This is a genomic window from Robertmurraya kyonggiensis (assembly GCF_005116465.1).
GTDB lineage: Bacteria > Bacillota > Bacilli > Bacillales > Cytobacillaceae > Robertmurraya > Robertmurraya kyonggiensis.
The window spans coordinates 16112-41891 of the sequence record NZ_SWBM01000005.1 but is presented as its reverse complement, the minus strand read 5'-3'; the positions used below and the strand labels follow the sequence as shown (position 1 = coordinate 41891).

Genomic DNA, 25780 nt, shown 5'->3' with positions numbered 1-25780 from the left:
GTGTTTTGAAAAAATATTTAGGTACGTTTATCCGAAATCAAAACCTTCTTGCACGAATTCGACTCATTCGGAATCTCAGGAACAAAATAATTCCCAGTATCGTAATAGCAGAAACCAGCGTAAAACCGTTTAAATTAACTAAAGGATCCTTTTCTTCAACCGCGGCAGCTTTTACTTCTTTTTCCGTTTTTATTTCAGTTATTTCCAGTCCACTCGGTGGATATAAAAGAATCTCTTCCTCATTTTGATTCACTATTTTTAAGAGACCATCACTTGTGATTTTCTCTTTAAACTCTTCATTTTGTGCAATCGGAAATGCGAATATATCTTTCGTAACATAGCTTCGTTCTTTCGTTTTGTATTCATTTCCTTTTGGAATAGAGACCATATGGAAATTGGCGAATGCATAATCAAGAAGTGTTCTCGTGTCTTTGTAGATAACTTTTTGTGTTGGTCCTTTTAAGACAACAGCTATAACAGACAAGTCCCCTCTTTTAGCAGTCGTAATTAAAGTCTGTTGGGATTGTTGAACATATCCATTTTTCCCACCTGTAACACCTTCATATGGTTGCTCTTTCAACAACTTATGATGAGTGATGAGAGTAGTATCCCAGGTTTCCCCGTCCCATTTTAATTCTACAGTTCCAAAGATCTCACGAAAGATGTCGTTTTGCATCGCATACTGCGTAAGTAAAGCCAAATCTCTCGCTGTGGTCTTATGCTCAGGATCAAATAAACCGTGTGGATTAACAAAATTTGTGTTCTCCAGTCCGATTTCTTTTAAATAACCGTTTAAATGAGTCGCGAATGCTTCCACGGACCCATGTAAATGCTCCGCTATTGCAACTCCAGCATCGTTCCCAGAATTAATTAGTAATCCCTGGATTAACTTTTTTAGCGGAACCTGCTCACCAGCCTCCAAATAGACTCTAGTACCATCGACACTTCTAGCATTTTCGCTAACCGTAACAATATCATCTAAATTCCCATTCTCGATGGCATATATAGCGGTAGCTACCTTTGTTAAGCTAGCAGGATACATGATTTGATCCGGGTTCTTCTCATATAAAACCCTTCCACTACCTTCTTCTATTAAAATGGCTGATTCACTTGTAATTTCAGGAGCTACATCTAATTCAGTAGCAGCCGCTTTATTATTCAAAAATATATTTATAAACAATGTCATTATCAAAAACATGAAGGTAATCTTTTTAAAACCATCCATTTTCAAATTATTCATCAGTCCAATACCCCGAGTTCATAAATTTGTACTGAACTATTTTAACATAAAAATGTTAAGAACATATTACAAGCATCACACTTGTCTCTCCCATTTAAAGGAAAGTGTATGTAATAATATAATTAATGCAAATTATTTTATTACAGTATGGAACGGATCTAACCCTAACACTGTCTAATGAGTAGATAGTCGTCAAGGTCAAATATAGAGCGTCAATACAAATTGAAGGGGGTGAACATTATATGTCTATTCTTAAATTCTTTCAGAGAAGTTCAGATTTAGAAGAGCATTCATTTGAATCACTTATTAAGAACGAACAGGAAAAGCTCTATAAAATTGCCTATTCATACGTGAAAAATGAACAGGATGCATTGGACATTTTACAGGACACCATCATAAAAGGATTTAAATCCTTTGAAAAATTAAAGGATATGAATTATTTTTCAACATGGATAACACGTATTCTCATAAACACAGCTATTGATCATTTGAGAAAAGCGAAGGATGTCATTACGCTAGAACCTGATTGGTTCGACCCTAGACGAAATGAAGAAAACACGACCGTTATGACCATGGATCTAGACATCATTTTTGAAAAATTAAAACCGCAGCAAAAAACACTGTTACTTTTGAGGTTTTATTATGGTTATTCCATAAATGAAATGGCTGAAATACTTTGCATTCCAGAAGGAACAATTAAATCCCAATTGCATCGTACTCTTCAATTATTGAGGGCAAAACTTGAAAATGGAGGCGAAACTTATGGACAAACTTCAACGAGAGATTAAAAGTATGGTAGACCACGTATCCGTACCAACAAAAAAAGTTAATGATACCGTTCAGGCAGCGTTACTGTCTGCAAAAAAGAGTAAAAATCGTTCCTTCAATATTAAACATAACATCATTGTAGGAATTGCATCTGTTTTCGTTCTAGCCATTGGAGCATTATTATTTTCTTCTTACTCTCCAGGGTTTGGCATTGATGGTAACAGAACCTTAGTTACTCCTAGTCCTGAGAAATCTGCTTCAAAACCAAATCATGCAGCTATTCCCTACTCAGATAGTATCTTTTTTAACAAAGGGGATGAAGGTTTAAAAAGAATGGCACTTGAAGGAAATACTCAAAATATATCACTAGCGTCTGAAGACAAAGGTATTAAAGTCATTTTAGAAGAGGGATATATTGATAACCAGCGCATGGCTATTTCACTTCGGTTAGACCCGATTAGCTCAATAGAGACTGATAAAGAAACTAACATTACTATGGACCTGATTGTGAATGGGGAGTCCAAAGGCACCAGTGGTTTTGGTGGACTGAATACAGAAGAATTAGTCGCTGAAGGGAATATCATTCAATTCACAGATTTAGGAAATTTATCCACTGAACCTGAAATAGAAATCAAAATACAATTAATAAATGAGATTGAAGGAAATTGGTCTTTTTCCTTTGATATGCCAAAAGAAGAAGAGGATATTCAGCAATCTGACATAGCTGAAAAAACAGACAAGACAGGAAATAGACTCTCGATAAATGAAGCTCATTTGACTCCTTCACTTTTAAAACTAAATACGACAACCTCCATAAAGCTTGAAGAAAATATGCCTGAAAATAGTTTTCTTTTTAGCTCAATCGTGGCTTTTGGACCAGATGGAGTTGTGTACTTTAGCCGGGCATCGGGATCATACAGTAATGGTGCAAATGCCTATGATCCTATTATTTCTGAGAGAACTAAAAATGAAACTATTGAAATACCTAGAGGAAATGACGCCTATTCCTTTAAAATAGTCCCGTATATTGTTACATTTAATGGAGTTGAAGCGACAAGCGACGGAAACGGATTAAATTGGAATGAGTTTACCGCCCCTTTCCAAGAAGGAGCTATTCTGGACACAGATTCAAAAATTAGAGTAGAAAAGATTATTCATGATAATGATAAAACGGTTGTCTATTATGAAATGGATTTAGACCCATCATTACCTAGAGTTCCAACAATAATAAACCATGAAACTGTGGAATTATTTAAGGCAATTTCTTATAAAAAACAAGACAATCTTATTGAAGTAACCTATCCAAAAGTAGAAAACCCAGAATCCTTAGAGCTTTTTATGGACGATGCTAGTTATAAGGTGTTTTCAGATTTAGCAATTGAGTTTGATTTAAGATAGAAATAGAGAAACGGCATTAGCTCTATATTTTATAGGGCTAATGCCGTTTTTTCTTCATCGCTGTATGTTCAAATGTTTTCATTTATAGACTTTATAACTTTCGCTGGCACTCCTGCAACAACCATATTTTCTGGAACAGCCTTCGTGACAACTGCCCCGGCCGCCACAACAGAATTTTCCCCAATCGTCAGGTAAGGTAGGATTGTTGCGTTTGAACCAATCCACACATTTTTACCAATTAACCATTGAGTGTAACATCTGTCTATCTATTTACTCTAATTCACGCCTAATCATTTTCATATTCAAATTCAAAACCGTCATCAATTTGGAGTTCAGGAAGCTGCTGGTCATTGTACACAATTTGCCCACCTAGGTGCCCGGTGAAAGATATAAGTCCTGCACCAATAAGTGAAAGTAATATTACAAGTATGCGCATACTCTTTTTATCTCTAAAAATTAGCTTAATTATGACAATACTACTAAATACAATTAGTGTGGTTATCCCAAGAATCTCATGAATCTCTATTATGTCTTTAACGTCTTCACCAAAATAGTCTTCTGCATAATCCTCATCTAATTTCCCTGTTAAATATGTTGGAATCCCACCCACTATTCCTCCTAGAAAGAGATACGTTGCCATTTTCTCATAGAAAGTAGGTTTCCAAAATGCAATTATTTGTATGAATACTCCAAATAAAAATAATGCAATCGGAAAATGCACAAGTAGTGGATGAATAGGAAAGGTAATCAATATATTCTCCTCCTTCGTGACCGATTATTATTATCTAATCATATTTCCAAAAAGCAGGTAAATGCTTTATATATATTCATTCCTTTTTAACAGAAGACCTTCCATCACGTTGACTATTTCTTAGCTAATAATTGACTACACTCGTGGGTTACATTGAGCAAACATACTTGATGTATATTTCCCTTCTTTATCTAAACAACTCCTTCATTGAAGAGTATTAATACAGATGTAGGTTTATTAACTTATTTTAATTATTTTGAAATTTAGTTTATCTTTTCTACAAATAACGAAATTAGTGTTGCTAATGGACCCAATACATGAGAAAGCAAAAACTAGTTTAATCCCGCCCTATTCTTCCCTTGTGCAAGTGCAACATTTATCAGCGCAAGTGGACTACAACCTACACTATGAATTTAAAATCAACCTGAATTTGCTTTCTATATTTTCTACCTATTAAAATTCCGCGAATTAACAAATATCCTATAATTGCTAGATACACTATTAACCTACCATTTATGTAAATCAATTTTTAAGCCTCCCCCTCAATTTCCTTTTTATGTATAATTTCAACATACTATCTATAGAGGGAATTCATTAATAACTTAAATCTTTCTTCAAATAATAATGCGTAAATTCTCTACCCACATTATCGATACTTCCATATACTTGATACCCATTTTTCTCGTAAAATCCTAATGCTTGAAAACTCAAAGTATCAAATTTTATAAAATCGCAATTTCGTTCTCTTGCAATCGTTTCTATTTCATTTAATAATTTGGTACCATGACCATCTCTTCGAATATCTTCGTCGATCATAAATGTGTGAATCTCTAGCCAGTTCCAACAGATTTCAGCTAATAACCCACCACGAATCTCATCGTTTTCCCCTTTTATATAAAGGTTTACTTGCTCATATCGCCCTACTAAATCCTCTGGAAAATGTGCTAAATTGAACTTGTAAAGCTCGTTATGGATATGATTCTTGTATTCATTATTATTTTCTCTTGTTATATAAAAGCTCATAGTAACTTTCCCCTTTTTTGTTCCTAAAATAAATGATCTCAGGGTCGCCTTCGTCTAGATTGTCGACATACCCACTTTGGATAAAACCATTTTTCTTAAATACCTCATGCATCTGTCTATTTGATTGGTTCGTAGAAGAAAAAATTTTCGTGGTAGGTGCCACACTTATAAAATGCTGGATAAGTGAAGTGGCATATCCCTTTCTTCTTTCTGTTGGTTTAACAATGAGCAAAGAAATAAAACTACAATCGAAGAAGTGGGTATCAAAAATCAAGTATCCCATAAACTCATTCTCCTGTTTGATACCTATGCATCTAGCTTCATCAATAGCCTTTTTGATGTAATCACGCCTGCTATCGTTTCCTATCACTTCACTATCTATATTCACTACTTCTCCCAAATCATTTGATTGCAACATTACTAGTAATCTCAAAATCTTATCTCCTTGGATTTATTTATTGAACTAGTTCAACAAGAAAAAGCTATTCTCCTGCTTGAAGAAGAATAGCTTCAAATTGTTTTAAAAAGATTCGTTAATTAACTGACATAGTTTTTTCACTACCCATTGTATGCTTCATGTAACTTTGCAAGATCAAGTTTTTTCATTTTAAGAGTAGCCTGATTGACACGATTAATTTGCTCTGGTGTTCCGTTCCTCATCATTTCGTCCATTTGTTTCGGAACAATTTGCCATGACACACCAAATTGATCTTTTAGCCAACCGCATTGTTCGGCTTCAGGCACCGCCGACAACTTCTCCCAATAGGTATCAAGCTCTTCTTGGGAATCACAGTAGACCATAAACGAGATGGCCTCGTTGAAGTTAAAGTGATGTTCATGTGCACTATCCATTGCAGTAAACCACTGATTCTCAAGCATGAATTCAGAAAACATAATGGTTCCTTCTTTATCAGGCTCCATTCCTTGAGGATAGCGGGCGATATGACCCAGCTTTGCATTTTTAAAAACAGATGTATAAAAATGAATGGCCTCTTCTGTTTTACCACAATTATCTCCAACAAACAGCAGTGATGGTATGATTGCTGGCCTCTCTTCCCCTTCTGGATTCGTAAGGAATAACTGCCACGACAAACCATATTTGTCTTCAATCCAACCAAATTTTTCACTGAATGGATATTTATCAAGAGGCATTAATGCAGTGCCTCCTATCGACAATTTGTTCCAAACTTCACTTAATTTTTCACTCGCATCTTTATCTCGAGATGGATCAAAATTAACCATGAAAGACACCGAAGGATTAATTTTGAAGTATGGTCCTGCACTAATTGCCATAAATTCCTGTCCCCACACTTCAAACATAACTAAATCTGCGTCACCTGAGGGTGTGTCTTTAAGAGTTGTTATATTCGTAACTGATGATTCCGGGAATACGGAAGCATAAAACTCTGCTGCTTCAATTGCTTCTTTGTCATACCACAAATTTGGAACGATTCTTTGGATAAGATTTGTCATTGTTATTCTCCCTTACAAATGATATATTTGGTTGCCATTTAATTTGTGGATACTTAACTTAAAGTTCTCTACTTTAGATTACACTATTCGACTATCTAAAAAGAGAGCTATTCTTATTTAACCCAACCTTTCTATTATTACAACTATTTTATTCAGTTAAACTAGCCCAGATTTAAGATTAATTGAAACTTAGCCTGCAACTTACTTAGAACCTCAGGATTCGATTTTAGCATCACAAGCGAGAAGATCCCTTTGATTTTCTTCATACAGGGCTATTCCTAAAGCTACAATCTAATTTAAAACACTTTAGCTTTTCAACTCCATATAGTGACTTGAATTCGGATAAAAATCGGTCTTTATAAATCCTATAGAAGTATAAAATTTATCAGCCTGTTCACTATCTGTATGAAGCACCAATATTTTATAATACCTTTTTGCTTCGTCAATTATCTTTGTTACTAAAAGACTTCCTATACCCGTTCTCCTGTACTCTTTAATGACATAAAACCTTCTCAACCTACCAATATATTGTTCTTTTGAGAATGGGTCATTATTTAATCCACCAATGGCAACAAGTACTCCTTCTTCATTAAACACGCCAAATAACCCTTCTCCAAAATGGTTGAAAGTATTGCTGCCATCCTTATAATCATTTACTAATCTTTCTACAAAACGAAAGCCCTCTTCTTTGCTTTTTTCTAAAAATCTATTCAAGTTAAAATCTAACAAATTTTTTATTTGCTTTACCTCATATCTCCCCATATCATCCCCCATGACACTCCTAACCTTTTAATACCAATTACTTCAAAATGAAATTGTTTTCGCAATCGTTTATTGGTAATCCGGCACATTATTGAAAAAAAGCTAATGACTATTCATAGACTAAACTGCTCTATAGTACAATGAGCTACTGAACTTATCGCATTAAAGCACCCTTTTTCTTGAAACTTTGTTCACGATTTCCCCTCTAAATCATCAATTCTCTTTTCAAGTTCTTTTACTTTATTACTACTAGTCATTGCTGTTGTAAAAGCAATAAGTCCGAAAGTAAATCCCATAGCTCCGAATGAGAACCCCATAATTCCAAAAACCTCCACATGATCACCCCTAACTTAAAACTTTAAGATACAACTCTAAATTTACTTAATTCTTCAACTCTTCTGCTTCGTTAATAGAATAACTTCAACAAAAATAAACGATAATCCTTCTTGAATTATAGACCTGTTGGTTATACAAGAAAATATGGCTACCGATAAGACAAACATATCTTGAAGCAATATATATTGAGTAAAACTACTTCAGCTGGGTAGTATATGTTTAGGATGGTTTGATCATATTCCCCATTATTAAACAAGGAAGTGAGTAAATGAATCAGAGTAACGAACGCAATAACTTTGGAGGAAATGTAGAAGAAAGCGACAACAATCAAGCTAGCAGTAATGCTAATCATGTTGAGAATGACTTTGGTGAAGCAGCAGTAACAGGAACTTTAAATGGAGCCGTTGCTGGTGCTATGATAGGCGCACAATATGGACTAATTGGTACTGTCATAGGCGGTGTTTCAGGTAGTGCTATTGGTGACCAGATTGTAGAGGGGGCTGAAATCGATGACAAAACAGCTTCCAAAAATGATGATTAGAGCAATAATAACTCTATAAATAAGTAGCAGAGTCTGTACAAAAAAGTATTTGTGTTAATCTCACCAAAAAAGGACCGTCAATCGAGTAGAGGGAAAATAAATTGATTATTTTCGCCCCTCTCACACCACCGTACGTACGGCTCCGTATACGGCGGTTCAATTCATATTACAGTGTGTACTTTTAGATAATGTTCTAAAGCAGAGGGAAGCCCCCTCTGCTTCAGTCTTTTGTTTGAGATTGCTCTTTGAACAACTTTGGATAGTCCGATGTACCGGTAACCTTTTCGACAGAAAGTTAATCCTTTCGCCTCTTCCCTTGGAATCCCTAGCTGAACAAGCGATTTAACTTGTTTCTTCGGTACCTTCCATTGTTTCCAGATGATAACTCTAATTCGGGAGCGAAGCTTCGCGTCTATCTCACTCATCGCTTTTTTCATATTCGAGATTCTAAAGTAATTAACCCACCCAAGTATGACTTGTTTTAGTTTTAGAATTCGGAAGTCTAGTGGAACACTCCAGTTTCGCTTTGTTAATTTCCGAAGCTTCCTTTGAAACTTTTGTATTGACATGGGATGGGGTTTTGCTTGATACCTCTTGTTTTTAATGTCGTAATAATACCCGAATCCTAAGAATTTTAATTCTTTTGGGCGAGAAATTTTACTCTTCTCCACATTGACTATTAATCCTAGTTTTCCTTCTATAAATCGCACGATTGATTTCATCACTCTCTCCGCAGCTTTTCCGCTCTTCACAAAGATAAGAGCGTCATCAGCGTATCTCACGAATCGTAGTCCTCTTCCTTCTAGTTCCTTATCAAGTTCGTTCAACATAATATTGCTTAATAATGGACTGAGGTTGCCTCCTTGCGGAGTCCCGACTGGTGTTTCTTCATATTTTCCATTTACCATAACCCCGCTAACGAGATATTTTCTTATTAGGGAGATGACGTCTCCATCATCTATTGTGTTGGCAATAATTCGCATGAGTTTATCGTGATGAACTGTATCGAAGAATCTTTCAAGGTCAATGTCTACTACCCAATCGTGTCTGTCATTCAGAAATTCCAAGCTTTTTATAATAGCCATCTCGCAACTTCTTTTTGGTCTAAATCCGTAACTGAATTCGCTGAATTGCCTTTCGAATATCGGACTGAGAACTTGATGAATGGCTTGTTGAACTACTCTATCCACTACTGTTGGTATTCCCAACTTGCGCATCTTGCCATTTTCCTTTGGGATTTCCACTCTTAAGGCAGCTTGTGGTTGGTATTTTCTTGTTCTGATGCGCTGTCGTAGCTCATCTTTATTCTCTCTCAGATATTGCTTTAATTCATCGACTGTTACTCCATCGACCCCACTTGCACCTTTATTTCTATAGACACGTAAGTAGGCCTCGTTCATATTTTGATTACTTAGAATCTGTTCTAAAAGTTCCACACTGGTTTCTCCTATCCTTTCACGTAGTAAGTGATATCTCCTTTTTGGTTATCCTTTGAGATACTCTCATACTTTTGCCATTAATACATTCGGAGTAGGTCACTTACGCATTCGTGGCGTTGAAACACTATAAATTGTTCAGCCCTTCATGAATTTCTTCATTACTATGGCTTCTGCTGACTTCTTGCGGTAAACCTTTTTCGACTGTACCTATGTACATCCGCAAGACCTCCCAGGGTAAGACAGCTATCTTTCCTCTTTTACTCGCCTGATTTACCCTACAAAGTTACGCACATCTTTTGGACTTTGACTTGTCTTGGAGCCTTATCCCTTCCTAGAGCCTTAGTATCAGATTTCTGTTCGTCGAGCCAAGATTTTATTCCACGCTTCCTCCAGCCCTTACCTCACGATAAGTACCTTGCGCTTCCTTAGTGGTTGGTCGATGTGTACCCCCACAGTGGACTTTCACCACCTAGATAGTTGCCATGCCTGGCACACAAAAGACAGTCTTTTTACTAAAGCCTCCGTTACTTTAAGTATATTACTTCACAAACTTACTGTTGAATATGCAAGTTACCTTTTAAGTTTATTGCTTCAGTTCTCTCAATCATAAAAGTTTTAATTTCTTTATCAAAAAGGTCTTTCTCCTCCAAGAAAGGATAATGATTGCTCTTATTAAATATAATTAGTTTAGAATTTGGAATTAACTCTTTCATTTCTATTGAGTATGTTACAGGGCATTGAACGTCATACTTTCCACAAATGATTAATGTTGGTGTTGTAATTAATTTCAGCTTTTTAGTAACATCAAATATTTGAACTTCTCGGCTAAAATAATTCAATCTAATTGCACATATTTTTTTCTGTATATTTAATGAAAAAACTTCATCAAACCTTTCAGGCTCATATAGAGATAATTTTGTCCTCTCTTTATTAAGTTCCTTTCTTGAGTCGATTGGTAAATCAGGACGTTTTAGGACTTCAATTAGGTTCTGCATTCTTCTATAATTCGGATGTTCTTTATTGTATATACAGTCTGGAGAAAATGTCATATACTCTCTTGCAGCTGCCCCTACAATAACATTGAATTTCAAACTGTTGGAAAAGTAGATACCATAAATAACCCCTAACATACCACCTGTGGAATGCCCTGCAAACCCCCATTTATCAAGACCTAATGCTTTACGAATAGCTTCTAAGTCAATTATGGATTCTTGAAAAGATAGTTCGTATGGTTTGGAGGCCTTTGCAGAATTTCCTGCCTCCCTTAGATTTACTAAAAACACTTTATGTGTATTTACAAATGATTCCGCAAAGTAATCACCTGTCTCATTAAACTCAGAATACAAATGAGTAACACAAATGGGTTCACCTTCACCTTTAACAAAAAGTTCAAAAGTACCACGAGATGTATTCACATAAATTTTTTCCCATTTATCCATAAATTCGCCTCAAATTTTTTATTTACTTAGTACATTCTTTACTTATAAACAAAATCCTTCAATAAATTTCCTTCTTTCACTAAACTGCTTTGTTAGTGTAAGTACATTTCTTCACAATCTTAATAACATTATAATAATTATTCAATTAAAAAATCATCTCCCTTCAAAATATTAGAGGGGAGACGATTCTAATAAACTTTATCGTTAATTTGCAATCTCTTTTTAAATAATATAAATTCATTAAATTGAGGAATCTTTTTTCAAAGATACGTTTTTTCACACAGACTTGTATTGGTATTTTTTGATTTTCATAACAAAATGGCATAATGATGATGAGCATTAAAACATAAATTGTAATTACTGAAAAGGTAATACTTTTAACTATGATATATAAAAATAGTAAAAACTCTCGTTACATTTTAAAGCATAAGTTTGTCACCTATCCTTTTAAAGCATAAGCATGTCACAGTTACATTTTTATGCCTTAAGTAACAAAAATGTTACTTAAACCAAAACTTTGACATAAGTTAAAGCATATTATTGACAGGTTCAAGAAAGTCATTAATATCAACGACTTTCATTATTTTTTCATTATTTGACCTTAAATATTTATAGGTATAGGGCACTAAAGATAGCTAAACTCAAGATGCAAATCTATCTCTTTTATAACTCTTGACATTGTTATGGTTTAATTTATTGACTCATGACATCTTTATGACTTATAGTTCTTAAAAATGGAACAATACAAGAAGAATATAAGGGATAGTATATCCTTCTTGTTTTACTCTAGCTAATGTAGTGGAATCTCAATTGGTTCAAGCTTGAATGGAGACTTTGCAAGCTCCACTTCAACTCCATTTTCATCCTGACTCTGTTCACTTTTTTCTTTATAGACAGTTACAATTGGTGTAATGATGATAGACGTAGCTTCCTCGTCAATCTCTGTTGTCATCGCTCTCCCGCTCTTTTCAATATCACTTCCAAAGGAACCATTTGTCACCATAGTATATACGTTACCTAAATTATCCGACATTTCATAATCAAAAAAAACAGCAGACAATTTTTCTTCTTTCCACACTTTTCTATCTACTTTTTGATTAAAATAGAAACTTGTAGAAATTGGGGTTGTAGTCATATTTTTTAGATCTACTTCCATCCCCTCTCCTTTGGTTGCACTATTCTCAAACTGACGTATATTGCTTTCAACTTTATCCAAAGTAAAATTAAATGACCAACTACCTTTTGTTTGATTTTTCCTATCCTCAAGTGAAAAAATTGAAGTTCCTTCCCAAGTGAATTCTATGCTATCAGGACGGTTTCCATTTAGTATATTAAGCATGAATATCCCAGCATACTTATGCTCATCTAGTTTCTTTGTTAATTGAGTTCCGCTTAGTTCACCATAAAGATCATCAAAATGATTCGGATCCCATTCTATAATTGGTTCATCCCCTAAATCATGTTCACTGTCTATCATGTATGCTATGGTTATATTCTCACCATCATACACTGCTTCGGTTAAGGTGATACGGACCCCATTACTTTCTTTTGTTAAATCTAATTTAGTGGAGTAACTATCGTATTCTTCAAAAATATATTTTCTATCGTTATCTTCAAACATCTTAAAAATGTTTCCGATAATCGGTAATTTTTCTGCAAATGAAGGAAAAGAAAAACCCAAAGTGATCACTGTTGTGACCAATAGGACCGCGGCAACGGGTAAGACTCTTAATAAATGATTTTTCTTCTTTCCTTTTATTTCAGCTCTTTGTATTCCTTGACGAATGGAATGCCGGACATCCTCTTTTGGAACTTCTATCTGTTCAAAAATTTCCTGTAAGTACTTCTCTTTCATCATACTCTCCCCCCTTTAAGTTTGTTTTTAATTGTTCCTTCCCCCTATGGAGATAAGTTTTTACCGTATTTTCAGGGATGTTCATGATATTAGCTATTTCTTTTATCTGAAGATCATGAAAATAGAATAGAATGATAGCATCACGATGTGTTTCTTTTAGATTTTCAATAGCCCTAAATAAGTCAATTTGCTCAACGTTATAAATTTCTTTAGTCGATATAAACTGCTCCATATTTTCATATGGCATATCTCTCTTTTTCTTTTTCAAAAAATCATATGCAGAATTGATAAGTATTTTTGTTAACCACGTAGAAAAGTATTTATTCTTCTTTAATGTCTTTATAGCAATGAATGCTTTATAGCTCGTTTCTTGTACAATATCCAAAGCATCCTCACGGTTACCCACATATAAAAATGCTGTTCGATATAATTGGTCACTATACAACATCAGAAGCTCCTCAAACGCATCAGCATCACCAGATTTTGCTTTCTTGATTAATTTAATATGCTTCATCTTCCCCCTCCTTTCTCTAGCCATTAGATAGTCAATTAACGGGAAAAGTTTCAAAAAAATAAAATAATAAAAAACGCGCTAAACTCCTTAGTTAACACGTTTTAAATTCTGACTATTTTTTAATTTCTTTTGTTATAACTTCAACAAAATAGACCTTAATCCTTCTTGGATTAAGGTCTCCTATATTTTCATAAAACATCAATTAACTTTGAATATCTACTAAGTAGTAAAATAATGTAAAAAGGAGAAAAAATGAAAAAAATTTCCAAAAAATAGTTTATTTTTGTGTTTTGCTAGTGTTAATGTTTAATAGTAATGCGCTAGTCATAGAGTTTGATCCTGTGATAGTTTTTTATTATAGAGATAAGTATTTTAAGACCAACTTTTTAAAATATGTTTTTACAAGGTGATCTTTATTATGAGTATGACATTGTTAAAAATAATTGCAGTTATTGCTATGTTTGTAGATCATATTGGTCAATTTATTCCTAATTCACCTGAATGGTTCCATTTTATTGGACGTATAGCTGTTCCAATTTTTATTTTTGGGGTTGTAGTTGGATATGAACATACCACTAATCGAAAAAAATATCTTTTACGATTATATGTCGCTAATTTAGGTATGGCTTTCATTGTATTTTTATTAAATATGATATTTAAAGAAGATTATTATTTAACTAATAATTTCTTTACTACTCTTTTTCTAATTGTATTTATTATAAATCTATTAAGAAAAAAACAGTTTAAATACATCATTTTATTTTTAATGTGGCAAATACTAACTCTCTTTGGATTGGTTTTTTTAGTAGAAATTTTAAACTTCCCTAATTTTCAGATGGAAGCTGCTACTTATTTTTGGGGTTCTATATTTGGAAATATTCTTTTTACTGAAGGAGGACCCTTATTTATATTGTTAGGTGTATCGCTTTATTTTGTTCATAAAAGAAAGATAAATGTGTTCGTTTTATATAGTTTATTTTCATTTTGTATTTACTACTTAACTCATAGATTGACATTTTTATACTTTAATCCTGATAACGATATTTTATTTCCATTTGCAGATTATCAATGGATGATGATTATAGCCGTGCCTTTACTATTACTTTATAACAGTAAAAAGGGTATAGGATTAAAATATTTCTTTTATATTTTCTATCCAGGTCATATTGTGATTCTATTTTTACTTGGTATTTATCTTCAACCTTAACAGCCGAATCTTTCATATAACCCTATATTGGAATAAAAAAAGCATAAGTCCTCCAAACGAAAACTTATGCTTTACAACACACACAAAAATAAAAAACCACCAAATATGTATTTGGTGGAGACGGAGGGAGTCGAACCCTCGTCCAAAGATATCGGCACTTAAGCTTCTACGAGTGTAGTCGACATATTCGTGTTTCGCTGAGCCATCTGCCTATCGACAGGCGCCCGGTCAGCTAGTCTGGTTGTTCTCTTCCTTCATCCTCAGACGGTGGAATCCGGCGTAGCCCACTATCGTTGAGTCCCTTACCCTACCACATGGGCAATGGAGGGAGGAACCGCTATGCGCTAATTAAGCAGCAAAAGCGAAGTTGTTTTGTTGTTTGCCAGTTATTGGCTTTGACGTTGGTACGCGGTCGATCCCCGCGACTCGCAACCTAAGCTCGAACTACCCCTGTCGAATCCGTAGCGTCCCCATTATAAAATGTCTGCTTATGGTATTTCACACAAACAAGACTAAGGTTTGAAACGGAATGCTCGAAATAGATGAGCTATCAGTTAGTGTCACAACCTCGTGACAGTTATTATTATATCACAAACAAGCTCCAAATCAATTGTAAGGTTCTGTAAGAATTACCTTAACTTTTCTGTCGTTCGCGGAAAGCCCGTTCAATATCACGTTTTGCTTCTTTCTTTTTCAAGTCCTCACGCTTATCGAACTTTTTCTTACCTTTCGCAAGGCCAATTTGCACCTTCGCAAAACCATTTTTCAAATATAGCTTTACAGGAACAATCGAATAACCAGCTTCTTTTGTTTCGCCAATTAGCTTGTTGATTTCTTTTTTATGAAGAAGAAGCTTTCGCGTACGAAGTGGGTCATGATTATAACGGTTACCTTGCTCATAAGGACTAACGTGCATCCCCAATAAAAACATCTCACCATTTTTAATCTGAGCGTAAGAATCCTTTAAATTCACTCTCCCAGCACGAATCGCCTTAATTTCTGTACCTTGTAAAACAATCCCTGCTTCAAACGTTTCCTCGATAAAAAAATCATGGAACGCTTTTTTATTTTGGGCAATAACCTTACCAGCGCCTTTAGGCATATGATTTCCCCCTTACTAACTGCCCTTTATTTTAGCAAAAAAATGGCATCGTCACAAATACGAATACGTTTGAAAAATGGCATTCGCCGATATATTTGTGTTTTCGCTGATAAATTCTAATTTTCGCCGATTTGATTCATTTTTCGCCGATAAAATCAAATAGACGCCAATATCCACTCACATGTACGCCGAAAGGAGCCAAAAGTTTGGCTCCCTCACTTTATCTTTTCTTTTTTCGCTTGGCCTTAGGGGCATTTTCATAATGCTTTTTCTTCTTTCGTGGAGCTCCAGGTTTTTTATCACCTTTATCAGGTCGACTCAAAGACTCTTTTTTACGAGGCTTCTTCTCAGAGCTACCCGTTTTGAAAACTTTTCGTTCTTCTAGCTTTCTTGGACGTGCACCCTTCATTCCAACAATCTCGAAATCAATTGCGCGTTCATCCTTGTCAACCTTCACAACACGAACAGTAATTTCGTCCCCAATGCGGAACACTTTCCCCGTTCTCTCACCGATCATCGCATAATGGCGCTCATCATAACGGTAGTAATCATCGGTCATATAGCTAACATGAACCAAACCTTCAATCGTATTTGGCAGTTCAACAAACATCCCGAAATTCGTAACAGAGCTGATAATACCATCGTATTCCTCGCCGATTTTATCTGCCATATACTCTGCTTTTTTCAGCTCGTCCGTTTCACGCTCCGCATCAACCGCACGGCGCTCCATTTTCGAACTGTGATCGGCAATCTCCGGAAGCTGGGCATTCCATTTATCTCTCGTTGCTTGATCCATTTTTCCTTCGATTAAATACGTACGAATTAAGCGATGGACAATCGTATCTGGATAACGACGAATTGGCGAAGTGAAATGCGTGTAAAACTCCGTTGATAACCCGTAGTGTCCCAGACTCTCCGGATCATATTTCGCTTTCTGCATCGATCTCAGCATGACTGTGGAAACAACCATTTCCTCTGGCTTGCCTTGGACCTCTTCAATGATTTCCTGCAATGCACGCGGATGGACTTCATTCGCTGTTCCTTTGACGATATAGCCAAAATTCGTGATGAATTCGAAGAATCGTCTTAGCTTGTCTTCCTTCGGATCCTCATGGATACGATAAATGAACGGAACATCTAACCAATGGAAGTGTTCTGCCACCGTTTCGTTTGCTGCAAGCATGAATTCTTCAATCAAGCGCTCTGCCACAGAACGTTCGCGTGTAACCACATCAGTTGGTTTGCCTTCTTCATCAACAAGCACTTTTGCTTCCTTGAAGTCGAAGTCAATTGCTCCTCGCTGCATTCTTTTATTACGTAAGATTTGTGCAAGCTCCTCCATCAACTCAAACATTGGAACTAATGGTTCATAACGTTGGATAAGCTCTTCATCTTTTTCCGTTAAAATCTTATTAACGTCACTGTACGTCATTCTTTCCGTCGTCTTAATGACACTTTGGAAGATTTCATGGTTCACGACGTTACCATCTGGAGCAATTTCCATTTCACAAGAAAGTGTCAAACGATCAACCTTCGGATTCAGTGAACAGATTCCATTCGATAAACGATGTGGAATCATCGGGATTACACGGTCCACTAAATAGACGCTTGTTCCACGGTCCGCCGCTTCTACGTCAATCGCTGTACCTTCTTCCACATAATAACTCACATCGGCAATATGAACGCCTAGCTTATAGTTTCCGTTGGTAAGCTTTGTCACGGTAACCGCATCATCCAAGTCCTTCGCGTCAGCACCATCGATGGTAACAATGACTCGATCGCGTAGGTCACGACGATTTTTAATCTCGTCCTCCGAAATGGTTTCTGGCGTTTCATTTGCTTGTTGCAAAACATTCTCTGGAAATGGTCCAGGAAGTCCATGCTTATGAATCACGGATAAAATGTCGACACTGGGATCATTTTTATGACCAAGAACCTCGACAACTTCACCTTCCGCACTCTTTCTTCCTTCAGGGTAAGTTGTTAATTTCACAACGACCTTATGCCCTTCGACAGCTCCCTTAGAAGCAGACTTTGGAATGAACACATCACTTCCAAATTTGCTATCATCCGGGATCACAAACCCAAAATGTTTGCTTTCAGTGTATGTACCAACAATTTGCTGAATGCCACGCTCAAGAATGCGGACAATCGTCCCTTCTCTTCGCTGACCAGAACTTTCTGAAGAAACACGGGCTAACACTGTATCGCCATGCATGGCGTTATTCGTTTCATTCGGCGGTATAAAAATATCATCTAATCCTGGCTCGTCCGGTATCACAAACGCGAATCCCTTCGCATGCCCTGTGAGTTTCCCGCGAACAAGGTTCATCTTCCCTGGCAAACCGTAGCGATTGCTACGCGTACGCACAACGAGACCCTTTTCCTCCATTTTAACGAGCGCTTTGACAAAATCCTTGAAGTCCGTCGAGTCTTCAATGCCAAATGCAGCTTCCAGCTCTTGGACCGTTAGTGGCTTGTACGCCTCATCCTCCATATAAGTAAGGAGTCTGTCTATATGTTGTTTAATATTTTCGTCCAAAGGTTTCCCTCCTTCTCTCTTTTCTAATTATTCTTCCCAATCTAGTGATTCTAGAAACCTGTACACATCCTCGTGAAGTTGTTCCTTTTCTTTGTCAAACGTAATGACATGGCCAGATTCCTCATACCATTTAATTTCTTTGACAGGTGATTCAATCTCGTTATAGATAATATTCGCACTGTCCGTATTAATCATTTTATCGTGACGCGCTTGAACGACAAAGGTCGGCGCATAGATCATATCCACATTTTCTCTCACTTCGGCAATTAATCCTTGCAATGCTTTTAACGTGTTCATCGGAGTCTTCTGGAATTCGGCCATTTCCTGTTCGATTACTTCTGGCGACTTTCCTTCGCGTCGCTTGTATTCATGGGCATATTCAAGGACACCTTGATACATGATTTCTTCGCTCTTCAGGTACATTGGCGCACACATCGTGACAATCCCTTTGATTTTCTCCGTGTACCCTAATTTTAAGGAGAAGACGCCTCCAAGAGACAATCCGACCACCGCGATTTCGTTATAGCCTTTATCTTTTAAAAAGTTATAGCCTTCCATCACGTCTTGCCACCAATCTTCTGGACCAGTATGGACAAGTTCTTCCGGTGGTACCCCATGCCCTTTATACTGAATTCCATGGCAAGTGTAGCCCTGTTTTTCAAGATGACGTGCAACCATGCGACAATCTGAGCTATTCCCCGTAAAACCGTGCAAGAATAGGACCGCTCTCTTTCCCCTCTCAAAGGTAAAAGGTTTTGGTAGTGAAATTTTCATATGTAAGTACTCCTTTTTAGCAAACATTCCTATCTTAGTTTAAACAATGGTGATGTGTTCAATCCACTCAAAGGACTCCTGCTTCTTTGTTACAATCTATTAAAAATGATTTGCTTGAATTAAAATTGTGCCATGATGAAAAACTTTTTTTAAAAAATGAACGCTAGAAAAGATTCCATCGTCTTATAGATGTGCAGACAAGAAAGGAGGCACCCACGTGGAGCAAGATGATGATATATCGTTAATAAACCAATCTAGGCTAGGCAATGATGAAGCATTCGCTCTTCTATTTCACCGGCATTATTCATTTTTATTTAAATACTTATTAAAGCTTACACTTAACGAAGAAACGAGTAAAGAATTAGCCCAAGAAACCATGATCAAATGTTATACCAACCTTTCATCTTTTAAGGGCGAAGGGAAATTTTCGACATGGCTGATTTCAATTGCTTCTCGACTCTATATCGATTCGATTCGAAAAAAAGAACGGGAACAGAAAAAACTGAACCGTATACACCATACTCTTTCACGTCAATTAAGCTGGGTAGCCCAAAGTGAAGGGATAGAGTGGAGTGACACTTTTACAGACTTCAACCAACTTGAAGCAGACGTTAGAACTCCTATCCTCCTTCGGCATTACTATGGTTATACATACGAGGAAATCGGTAAAATGCTAGGTATTCGTACAGGAACGGTCAAGTCAAGAGTTCATACAAGTATCAATCGATTAAGGAAGGAGTGGAATTCATGAATGAAAAAGAATTTTTCACACAGCTAAAAAAAGACTGGGATCAACTTGACAAACTAAGTGAACATTCAGCACCTTCTATCAATGCTCTTAAAGAAGAAATAATCATCGCCAAAGTAGAAAAAGGAAGAGCTTTTCGTAAAGAACTATGTCTCTTCATTTTAACGGCACTAATTGTTTTGAGCGCTTTTACAGTGGCCGTGTATAAAGTTCCCGTAATTTTTTTGGTGATCCAAATTGTCGCGCTCGTCGGTGCCCCTATCCTGTTCTTCTTCTTAAGAAAAAGAAACTCGGAAGGAAGAATTTTATCATGACAACGCAGGATTTATGGATACTTTTGATAATTTTACCTTTCACCTTTACACAAAGCATTTTCCTTTTTATCGATGCAAAAAAGAAAGGCAGCTACCCATGGTTTTGGGGAATCTGGGGACTTATACAAATTCCGTTGCCAACCTTGTTCTATCTTTTATTTGTCGTATTACCGTATAGAAGAAAACAAAAAGGAGGAAACAACAAATGACTGAAATCAACTGGGCAATTATTACACCTTTAATTATCTTACAAGCAATTCTTATTATCATGGCATTAGTGAACTGCATAAAGCAGGAGAAAACCAACGGTCCGAAATGGATGTGGTTCTTAATTATTATCTGCATTAGTATCTTTGGTCCAATTCTTTATTTCATTTTGGGACAAAAAAAAGAATAGAATAGGAGCAAAAATCGTGCTAGTTAACATTAATCAATTAACCAAATCATATAAACAACATCAAGCAGTAAAGAACATTTCTTTTCAAATCCAAAAAGGGGAATGCGTAGCTTTATTAGGACCAAATGGTGCAGGAAAAACAACAACTCTACAAATGCTGGCAGGATTATTAACGCCGACTTCTGGTATTATCCAGCTAACCGATGAAGCTCCGAAGGATTTCAGGAAACGAATCGGATTTCTTCCACAGCATCCTACTTTTTTCTCTTGGATGACTGCGAAGGAATTTTTACAGTTCGCAGGCAAGCTGTCACATATTCCTAAGTCAAAGCTTGCGAACAAGATAACTGAAACGCTAGAGTTTGTTAGTCTAACACATGTTCAAAACAAAAGAATCGGTGGTTTTTCTGGTGGTATGAAGCAGAGGCTAGGGCTAGCCCAAGCTTTATTACACGAGCCTGACCTTTTGATTTTAGACGAACCAGTCTCCGCTCTTGATCCAAATGGAAGACGGGACGTACTAGAAATTTTAGACATGCTGAAAGAAAAAATGACGATTCTTTTTTCAACCCATGTCTTACATGATGCTGAGCAAGTTTGTGATTCGGTCATTATCCTTAAGGACGGGGAGATTAAATGGAACGGAAGCTTAGAATCTTTGAAAAGTAGCCACACCACTTCCGCTATTCAAATTAAAACCTTGGAAAGTTTAGAAAATGTTTTCGATGATCTAGCAGAAGTCGATTACAAAGATGCTAACACGGTAACCGTTTCGGTAAATACGACGGCTTTTGACACAAATCTACTACTACAAAGGCTCATTGAGAAAAACCGGACACTCGTTCACTTTGAACGACTGCAAGATTCTCTAGAAGATGCTTATATGAAGGTGATGAACCAATGAAAAATTATCTAACCCTACTTCAAAAAGAACTAACAGAAAGTTTTCGTAATGGGAAATGGATTTGGCTTCCCATTGCATTTATGATTATCGGTATAACTCAACCTATTACGACCTATTACATGCCACAAATACTTGAAAACGCTGGGAATATTCCAGAAGGAACTGTTATTGAAATCCCCACCCCTTCAGGTGTTGAAGTTTTAGCGTCTACCTTAAGTCAATACGGAATGATCGGTTCCCTACTTTTCGTGCTTTCAGCCATGGGAGTCATTGACAATGAACGTCAAAATGGCGCTTTGACACTTGTAATGGTCCGCCCAGTTACGGCCATTCAATATATAGCTAGCAAATGGACTGGCCAAGTACTCATTGCCCTAACGTCTTTTTTACTAAGCTACGGGCTTACTTTCTATTACACAAACCTATTATTTGAACAAGTTAAATGGGAACTCGTTATTACTAGCTTTCTCATCTATAGTCTTTGGATCATTTTTATCTTTTCTGTCACGATTCTGGCTGGAACCTTCATTAAATCAGCAAGCGGAATCTCAGCAGTAAGTATTTCGTTTGTAGGGGGACTATCCGTTATCTCTAACCTCTTCACCAAATTTACTACTTGGAGTCCAACTAATCTCAGAACACACGCATCGGCTATTCTTATGGAGGGGAAGCTGATGGAGAACAGTATAACGGTCATCATGACCACGATAGGGTTATCTCTTCTACTACTTCTGATAGCAACCTTCCAATTTCGACGACTTGAACAGTATTAGGTACGAAAAAACCTGGCCCTTAGTTGGGGGCCAGGTTTCGATTATTCTTATGCTCCTAAATAGGCAACCACGAATGTTAGTACGAAAAATAGTACTGCTAAAACGATGGTAATGCGGTGGAGAATTAAATCAAGTCCACGTGCTTTTTGTTTTCCAAAAAGCTGCTCCGCTCCACCAGAGATGGCACCAGATAGGCCTGCGCTTTTACCTGACTGCAGAAGTACGACAATAACTAATCCAATTGATACGATTACAAGCAATGTAATGAACAAAGTATGCATGAAGTCCACCTCCTGAAACGAACATTTCACAGTATCTCATATTTTATCATACTTTAAATTTTTGAACAATAGAGGAGATTCTTGCAATAGGTAGAAATAGTATATAGAGAAAGGAGCGCTGCTTTTGAAAGTAAAAGAACTATCTATCCCCATTATTATCCCTAAACTTCAAACTTTACTCCCTCGCATTGATGCGACCCACCCTAAAATACCCTTTATGCAAGCAGATTTGGCAAAATTGTTAAAAGGTTATCGTGGCGAGAAAGCCGTCAACTACTACCTCGATTTCCTCCCTGAAAAAGAAAACTTCATTATTCATTCTCTCCGTCTCCCTAGCGGCAACTATTTTTTCCAAATTGATTTTCTTATTCTCACAAACCGCTATGCCCTCATCCTCGAATGTAAAAATTTCTTTGGTACTCTCTATTTTGATGAGGACTTCAATCAGATGATTCGTACCGCTAACGATAAAGAAGAAGGATTTCAAGATCCCATCTCACAAGCTAAATGGCACCAACAACAGCTTCGAAGCTTTTTAAAACTCCACAATATTACACTCCCTATTGAATTCTTCGTTGTGATTAGTGACCCCTCTACTATCGTTAAAACGAATCCAAGAAATAGAGAAGCAATGAAAAAGGTTGTCCACGGACACAGTTTATTGGAGAAGATTTCTGAGGTAGATAGCCGGTATCAGAATGAAATGCTTGACTCTAAAGAGGTCCGGAAACTATCAAAGTTATTACTAAAAAGTCATACACCTGAGGATATTGATGTGCTCGCGAAATATGGGTTGGGTGTAGTTGACATTTTGACCGGGGTTCGATGTCCTGGGTGTGGCAGGATTCCGATGATTCGGCAGAAAAGAACTTGGAACTGTTGTGGATGTGAGGTGAAAGAAAAAAATGCACATGTTTCAGCAGTTATGGAGTACTTTCATTTGTTTGGAGCGTCAATTACAAATAAGCAATTTCGGGAATTTGTGCATTTGGAGTCAGATACGATCGCAAAAAAGATGCTGCAGGCAATGAATTTACCATTTTCGGGGTCAAATAAAGGTAGGATCTACTATGATCCCATGAAACGGTAACCTCTAGTTGGCGGATATCGGTCTTAAAATTAATATATCGGTCTTTATTTCATTTTATCGGTCTTCGTTGCAATATATCGGTCGTTAATCTGTTATATCGGTCCACAAACGAATATATCGGTCTAACGCCAAAACCAGCCAGAACAGGGTGGTCCCCAAAGGGCCGCCCTCAACTAATTTTAGCTCTTCTACTCTATTGCCTAAGACAATTACCTTTTTTCAGAGGCTAAGCCACTGAATGGCGCAATAGATTATGCAAATATATCCCTCAAAAAGAGCAATATTTCGCTCTAAAGCCAAAATCACCAAAATAGGGCGGTCCCCAAAGGGCCGCCCTCAACTAATTTTAGCTCTTCTACTCTATTGCCTAAGACAATTACCTTTTTTCAGAGGCTAAGCCACTGAATGGCGCAATAGATTATGCAAATATATCCCTCAATACGAGCAATATTTCGCTCTAAAGCCAAAACCACCAGAACAGGGCGGCCCCAAAGGGCAGCCCTCAACTAATTTAAGCTCTTCTATGCTTATATTTAAAGAAAATTACCTTTTTCAGAGGCTAAATCCTATGTTTAGCGCAATAAATTTTACGGATATCGGTCTTTATTTTATTTTATCGGTCTTCGTTGCGATATATCGGTCTTCAATTCATTATATCGGTCGTTAATTGAATATATCGGTCCAAACAGCCAATATATCGGTCTAACGCTATAAACAGCACAAACCCACCAAAAAAGGCGGTCCCTCCAAAAAGGGACCGCCCAACAAATTTCAATAATTACTTCTTAAGGTTGTAGAAGCTCTTTAAACCATCATAGATAGCTAAATCGCCAAGCTCGTCTTCGATGCGTAGTAATTGGTTGTACTTCGCAATACGATCTGTACGAGACATAGAACCAGTCTTGATTTGACCAGCGTTTGTAGCAACAGCGATGTCAGCGATTGTTGCATCTTCAGTTTCACCAGAACGGTGAGAAACGACTGCAGTGTAACCAGCGCGCTTCGCCATTTCGATAGCATCGAAAGTTTCAGTTAATGTACCGATTTGGTTAACTTTGATAAGGATTGAGTTACCAACGCCTTGTTCGATACCTTGAGCAAGCTTCTTAGTGTTAGTTACGAATAAATCGTCTCCAACTAATTGAACTTTACCACCAATGCGCTCAGTTAAAAGCTTGTGGCCATCCCAGTCGTTCTCGTCTAATCCATCTTCAATTGAAAGGATTGGGAACTCATTAACTAGCTCTTCGTAGAAATTAACCATTTCTTCAGAAGTTAAACCTGTGCGGCCTTCACCAGCTAAATCATACTTCTTAGTTTCTTTGTTGAAGAACTCAGAAGAAGCAACGTCCATACCTAGGAAGATGTCTTTTCCAGCTTCGTAACCAGCAGCTGAGATAGCTTCGATGATTACTTCAAGTGCTTCACGGTTAGAACCAAGGTTTGGAGCGAATCCACCTTCGTCACCTACTGCAGTGTTTAAACCTTTGTCAGATAAAACTTTTTTCAATGCATGGAATACTTCAGCACCCATACGGATTGCTTCTTTGAAAGTTGGAGCTCCAACAGGTAAAATCATGAACTCTTGGAAGTCAACGTTGTTATCAGCATGAGAACCACCGTTGATGATGTTCATCATTGGAGTTGGTAATTGCTTAGCGTTGAATCCGCCAAGGTAACGGTATAATGGAAGACCTACAGAATCAGCAGCAGCATGTGCAACAGCCATAGATACACCAAGAATAGCGTTAGCTCCTAATTTTCCTTTGTTTTCAGTACCGTCAAGCTCGATCATTAAACGGTCGATTCCAACTTGATCAGTTACATCTAATCCAATAACTTCTTCAGCGATGATGTTGTTAACATTATCAACTGCTTTTTGAACTCCTTTACCAAGGTAACGAGACTTGTCTCCGTCACGTAGTTCAACTGCTTCGTATTCACCTGTTGATGCACCAGATGGTACAAGAGCGCGTCCGAAGAAACCAGACTCAGTTAATACTTCTACTTCTACAGTTGGGTTACCGCGGCTATCTAAAACTTCACGAGCATATACTTGTTGGATATAAGGCATTGTTCATCTCTCCTAAAATTTATTAGTATTTGGGG

Annotated in this window: 27 protein-coding genes, 1 other RNA gene and 1 pseudogene; 11 read left to right on the top strand and 18 right to left on the bottom strand. The window is 36.9% G+C overall.

The window, feature by feature from the left end; translation table 11 throughout:
• Positions 1-37: 37 nt before the first annotated feature.
• Positions 38-1162, bottom strand: a complete 1125-nt coding sequence (locus FA727_RS17845) for a D-alanyl-D-alanine carboxypeptidase family protein (RefSeq protein ID WP_246041950.1) — start codon at positions 1160-1162, stop codon at positions 38-40.
• Positions 1163-1482: 320 nt separating this feature from the next.
• On the opposite strand from FA727_RS17845, the gene FA727_RS17840 reads away from it, so the two are divergent.
• A complete protein-coding gene (locus tag FA727_RS17840) occupies positions 1483-2028 on the top strand; it encodes a sigma-70 family RNA polymerase sigma factor (protein ID WP_136832902.1) in 546 nt (181 codons plus the stop codon).
• Positions 2003-3406: a DUF4179 domain-containing protein gene (locus FA727_RS17835; protein WP_136832901.1), complete on the top strand. Its 1404-nt coding sequence runs from the start codon at positions 2003-2005 to the stop codon at positions 3404-3406. The genes FA727_RS17840 and FA727_RS17835 overlap by 26 nt, the downstream gene beginning before the upstream one ends.
• A gap of 68 nt (positions 3407-3474) precedes the next feature.
• On the opposite strand, the pseudogene FA727_RS17830 reads toward FA727_RS17835, so the two are convergent.
• The 7 genes and pseudogenes from FA727_RS17830 to FA727_RS24140 all read right to left on the bottom strand — a co-directional run.
• A pseudogene (locus tag FA727_RS17830) lies at positions 3475-3645 on the bottom strand (DapH/DapD/GlmU-related protein); the annotation flags it as partial.
• 47 nt (positions 3646-3692) lie between these two features.
• Positions 3693-4157 carry a DUF2231 domain-containing protein gene (locus FA727_RS17825; RefSeq protein ID WP_136832900.1) on the bottom strand — a complete coding sequence of 155 codons (465 nt, stop codon included), beginning with the start codon at positions 4155-4157 and terminating at the stop codon, positions 3693-3695.
• Between the two features lie 594 nt (positions 4158-4751).
• Complete coding sequence (locus FA727_RS17820; RefSeq protein WP_136832899.1) at positions 4752-5180, bottom strand: GNAT family N-acetyltransferase; 429 nt, start codon at positions 5178-5180, stop codon at positions 4752-4754.
• Entirely contained in the window at positions 5152-5613 is a 462-nt protein-coding gene (locus FA727_RS17815; protein WP_438646634.1) for a GNAT family N-acetyltransferase, read from the bottom strand. Before FA727_RS17815 ends, FA727_RS17820 begins: the two co-directional genes overlap by 29 nt.
• 125 nt (positions 5614-5738) lie before the next feature.
• Positions 5739-6653 (bottom strand): VOC family protein, encoded by a 915-nt coding sequence (locus tag FA727_RS17810; protein ID WP_136832898.1) that lies wholly within the window; start codon positions 6651-6653, stop codon positions 5739-5741.
• Between the two features lie 306 nt (positions 6654-6959).
• Complete coding sequence (locus FA727_RS17805; protein WP_136832897.1) at positions 6960-7415, bottom strand: GNAT family N-acetyltransferase; 456 nt, start codon at positions 7413-7415, stop codon at positions 6960-6962.
• A 191-nt stretch (positions 7416-7606) separates the two neighbouring features.
• On the bottom strand, positions 7607-7750 hold the full coding sequence (locus FA727_RS24140; RefSeq protein ID WP_158318908.1) for a hypothetical protein: 144 nt from the start codon (positions 7748-7750) through the stop codon (positions 7607-7609).
• Between the two features lie 269 nt (positions 7751-8019).
• On the opposite strand from FA727_RS24140, the gene FA727_RS17800 reads away from it, so the two are divergent.
• Positions 8020-8292, top strand: coding sequence for a hypothetical protein (locus FA727_RS17800; RefSeq protein WP_136832896.1), 273 nt, complete (start codon positions 8020-8022; stop codon positions 8290-8292).
• A gap of 161 nt (positions 8293-8453) precedes the next feature.
• On the opposite strand, the gene ltrA is transcribed toward FA727_RS17800, so the two are convergent.
• From ltrA to FA727_RS17780, 4 genes are all read right to left on the bottom strand, one after another.
• The gene (gene ltrA, locus FA727_RS17795) at positions 8454-9728 is read right to left on the bottom strand and encodes a group II intron reverse transcriptase/maturase (protein ID WP_136832895.1); all 1275 of its coding nucleotides are present in this window, start codon (positions 9726-9728) and stop codon (positions 8454-8456) included.
• A 554-nt stretch (positions 9729-10282) separates the two neighbouring features.
• Positions 10283-11170, bottom strand: coding sequence for an alpha/beta fold hydrolase (locus tag FA727_RS17790; protein ID WP_136832894.1), 888 nt, complete (start codon positions 11168-11170; stop codon positions 10283-10285).
• Between the two features lie 790 nt (positions 11171-11960).
• Positions 11961-13028, bottom strand: coding sequence for a DUF4179 domain-containing protein (locus FA727_RS17785; RefSeq protein WP_136832893.1), 1068 nt, complete (start codon positions 13026-13028; stop codon positions 11961-11963).
• Positions 12994-13539 (bottom strand): sigma-70 family RNA polymerase sigma factor, encoded by a 546-nt coding sequence (locus FA727_RS17780; protein ID WP_136832892.1) that lies wholly within the window; start codon positions 13537-13539, stop codon positions 12994-12996. The genes FA727_RS17785 and FA727_RS17780 overlap by 35 nt, the downstream gene beginning before the upstream one ends.
• A 418-nt stretch (positions 13540-13957) precedes the next feature.
• Here FA727_RS17780 and FA727_RS17775 point away from each other — a divergent pair, with 418 nt between their 5' ends.
• Positions 13958-14746 carry a TraX family protein gene (locus tag FA727_RS17775; RefSeq protein ID WP_136832891.1) on the top strand — a complete coding sequence of 263 codons (789 nt, stop codon included), beginning with the start codon at positions 13958-13960 and terminating at the stop codon, positions 14744-14746.
• A gap of 112 nt (positions 14747-14858) precedes the next feature.
• Here FA727_RS17775 and ssrA read toward each other — a convergent pair.
• From ssrA to FA727_RS17755, 4 genes are all read right to left on the bottom strand, one after another.
• Positions 14859-15218, bottom strand: a transfer-messenger RNA (tmRNA) gene (gene ssrA, locus FA727_RS17770).
• A gap of 162 nt (positions 15219-15380) precedes the next feature.
• Complete coding sequence (smpB, locus tag FA727_RS17765) at positions 15381-15848, bottom strand: SsrA-binding protein SmpB (protein ID WP_126405439.1); 468 nt, start codon at positions 15846-15848, stop codon at positions 15381-15383.
• Between the two features lie 220 nt (positions 15849-16068).
• On the bottom strand, positions 16069-18345 hold the full coding sequence (rnr, locus tag FA727_RS17760; protein WP_438646636.1) for a ribonuclease R: 2277 nt from the start codon (positions 18343-18345) through the stop codon (positions 16069-16071).
• A gap of 72 nt (positions 18346-18417) precedes the next feature.
• Positions 18418-19164: an alpha/beta hydrolase gene (locus tag FA727_RS17755; RefSeq protein ID WP_136832889.1), complete on the bottom strand. Its 747-nt coding sequence runs from the start codon at positions 19162-19164 to the stop codon at positions 18418-18420.
• Between the two features lie 217 nt (positions 19165-19381).
• On the opposite strand from FA727_RS17755, the gene sigY reads away from it, so the two are divergent.
• From sigY to FA727_RS17725, 6 genes are read left to right on the top strand one after another with little or no spacing between them, the layout of a single operon-like run.
• Positions 19382-19915: an RNA polymerase sigma factor SigY gene (gene sigY / locus FA727_RS17750; protein ID WP_136832888.1), complete on the top strand. Its 534-nt coding sequence runs from the start codon at positions 19382-19384 to the stop codon at positions 19913-19915.
• On the top strand, positions 19912-20226 hold the full coding sequence (locus FA727_RS17745; protein ID WP_136832887.1) for a YxlC family protein: 315 nt from the start codon (positions 19912-19914) through the stop codon (positions 20224-20226). Before sigY ends, FA727_RS17745 begins: the two co-directional genes overlap by 4 nt.
• A complete protein-coding gene (locus FA727_RS24810) occupies positions 20223-20435 on the top strand; it encodes a transcriptional regulator (RefSeq protein ID WP_136832886.1) in 213 nt (70 codons plus the stop codon). Before FA727_RS17745 ends, FA727_RS24810 begins: the two co-directional genes overlap by 4 nt.
• Entirely contained in the window at positions 20432-20623 is a 192-nt protein-coding gene (locus FA727_RS17735; protein ID WP_136832885.1) for a PLD nuclease N-terminal domain-containing protein, read from the top strand. The genes FA727_RS24810 and FA727_RS17735 overlap by 4 nt, the downstream gene beginning before the upstream one ends.
• 16 nt (positions 20624-20639) lie before the next feature.
• A complete protein-coding gene (locus FA727_RS17730; protein ID WP_136832884.1) occupies positions 20640-21527 on the top strand; it encodes an ABC transporter ATP-binding protein in 888 nt (295 codons plus the stop codon).
• Positions 21524-22300 carry an ABC transporter permease gene (locus FA727_RS17725; protein ID WP_136832883.1) on the top strand — a complete coding sequence of 259 codons (777 nt, stop codon included), beginning with the start codon at positions 21524-21526 and terminating at the stop codon, positions 22298-22300. Before FA727_RS17730 ends, FA727_RS17725 begins: the two co-directional genes overlap by 4 nt.
• Positions 22301-22347: 47 nt before the next feature.
• On the opposite strand, the gene secG is transcribed toward FA727_RS17725, so the two are convergent.
• A complete protein-coding gene (gene secG / locus FA727_RS17720) occupies positions 22348-22581 on the bottom strand; it encodes a preprotein translocase subunit SecG (protein ID WP_126405442.1) in 234 nt (77 codons plus the stop codon).
• Between the two features lie 124 nt (positions 22582-22705).
• Here secG and FA727_RS17715 point away from each other — a divergent pair, with 124 nt between their 5' ends.
• Positions 22706-23671 (top strand): nuclease-related domain-containing protein, encoded by a 966-nt coding sequence (locus FA727_RS17715; RefSeq protein WP_136832882.1) that lies wholly within the window; start codon positions 22706-22708, stop codon positions 23669-23671.
• 778 nt (positions 23672-24449) lie between these two features.
• Here FA727_RS17715 and eno read toward each other — a convergent pair.
• A complete protein-coding gene (gene eno / locus FA727_RS17710) occupies positions 24450-25745 on the bottom strand; it encodes a phosphopyruvate hydratase (RefSeq protein WP_136832881.1) in 1296 nt (431 codons plus the stop codon).
• Between the last annotated feature and the right edge of the window lie 35 nt (positions 25746-25780).

What these genes read in the sequence shown, in the direction of transcription:
- FA727_RS17785 (WP_136832893.1), bottom strand. Translation starts at nt 13,028, where the DNA reads ATGATGAAAGAGAAGTACTTACAGGAAATTTTTGAACAGATAGAAGTT.
- FA727_RS17755 (WP_136832889.1), bottom strand. Translation starts at nt 19,164, where the DNA reads ATGAAAATTTCACTACCAAAACCTTTTACCTTTGAGAGGGGAAAGAGA.
- FA727_RS17735 (WP_136832885.1), top strand. Translation starts at nt 20,432, where the DNA reads ATGACTGAAATCAACTGGGCAATTATTACACCTTTAATTATCTTACAA.
- smpB (WP_126405439.1), bottom strand. Translation starts at nt 15,848, where the DNA reads ATGCCTAAAGGCGCTGGTAAGGTTATTGCCCAAAATAAAAAAGCGTTC.
- FA727_RS17810 (WP_136832898.1), bottom strand. Translation starts at nt 6,653, where the DNA reads ATGACAAATCTTATCCAAAGAATCGTTCCAAATTTGTGGTATGACAAA.
- FA727_RS17775 (WP_136832891.1), top strand. Translation starts at nt 13,958, where the DNA reads ATGAGTATGACATTGTTAAAAATAATTGCAGTTATTGCTATGTTTGTA.
- FA727_RS17725 (WP_136832883.1), top strand. Translation starts at nt 21,524, where the DNA reads ATGAAAAATTATCTAACCCTACTTCAAAAAGAACTAACAGAAAGTTTT.
- FA727_RS17835 (WP_136832901.1), top strand. Translation starts at nt 2,003, where the DNA reads ATGGACAAACTTCAACGAGAGATTAAAAGTATGGTAGACCACGTATCC.
- FA727_RS17805 (WP_136832897.1), bottom strand. Translation starts at nt 7,415, where the DNA reads ATGGGGAGATATGAGGTAAAGCAAATAAAAAATTTGTTAGATTTTAAC.
- rnr (WP_438646636.1), bottom strand. Translation starts at nt 18,345, where the DNA reads ATGGAGGATGAGGCGTACAAGCCACTAACGGTCCAAGAGCTGGAAGCT.
- secG (WP_126405442.1), bottom strand. Translation starts at nt 22,581, where the DNA reads ATGCATACTTTGTTCATTACATTGCTTGTAATCGTATCAATTGGATTA.
- FA727_RS17790 (WP_136832894.1), bottom strand. Translation starts at nt 11,170, where the DNA reads ATGGATAAATGGGAAAAAATTTATGTGAATACATCTCGTGGTACTTTT.
- FA727_RS17800 (WP_136832896.1), top strand. Translation starts at nt 8,020, where the DNA reads ATGAATCAGAGTAACGAACGCAATAACTTTGGAGGAAATGTAGAAGAA.
- FA727_RS17745 (WP_136832887.1), top strand. Translation starts at nt 19,912, where the DNA reads ATGAATGAAAAAGAATTTTTCACACAGCTAAAAAAAGACTGGGATCAA.
- eno (WP_136832881.1), bottom strand. Translation starts at nt 25,745, where the DNA reads ATGCCTTATATCCAACAAGTATATGCTCGTGAAGTTTTAGATAGCCGC.
- FA727_RS17840 (WP_136832902.1), top strand. Translation starts at nt 1,483, where the DNA reads ATGTCTATTCTTAAATTCTTTCAGAGAAGTTCAGATTTAGAAGAGCAT.
- FA727_RS17820 (WP_136832899.1), bottom strand. Translation starts at nt 5,180, where the DNA reads ATGAGCTTTTATATAACAAGAGAAAATAATAATGAATACAAGAATCAT.
- FA727_RS17780 (WP_136832892.1), bottom strand. Translation starts at nt 13,539, where the DNA reads ATGAAGCATATTAAATTAATCAAGAAAGCAAAATCTGGTGATGCTGAT.
- FA727_RS24810 (WP_136832886.1), top strand. Translation starts at nt 20,223, where the DNA reads ATGACAACGCAGGATTTATGGATACTTTTGATAATTTTACCTTTCACC.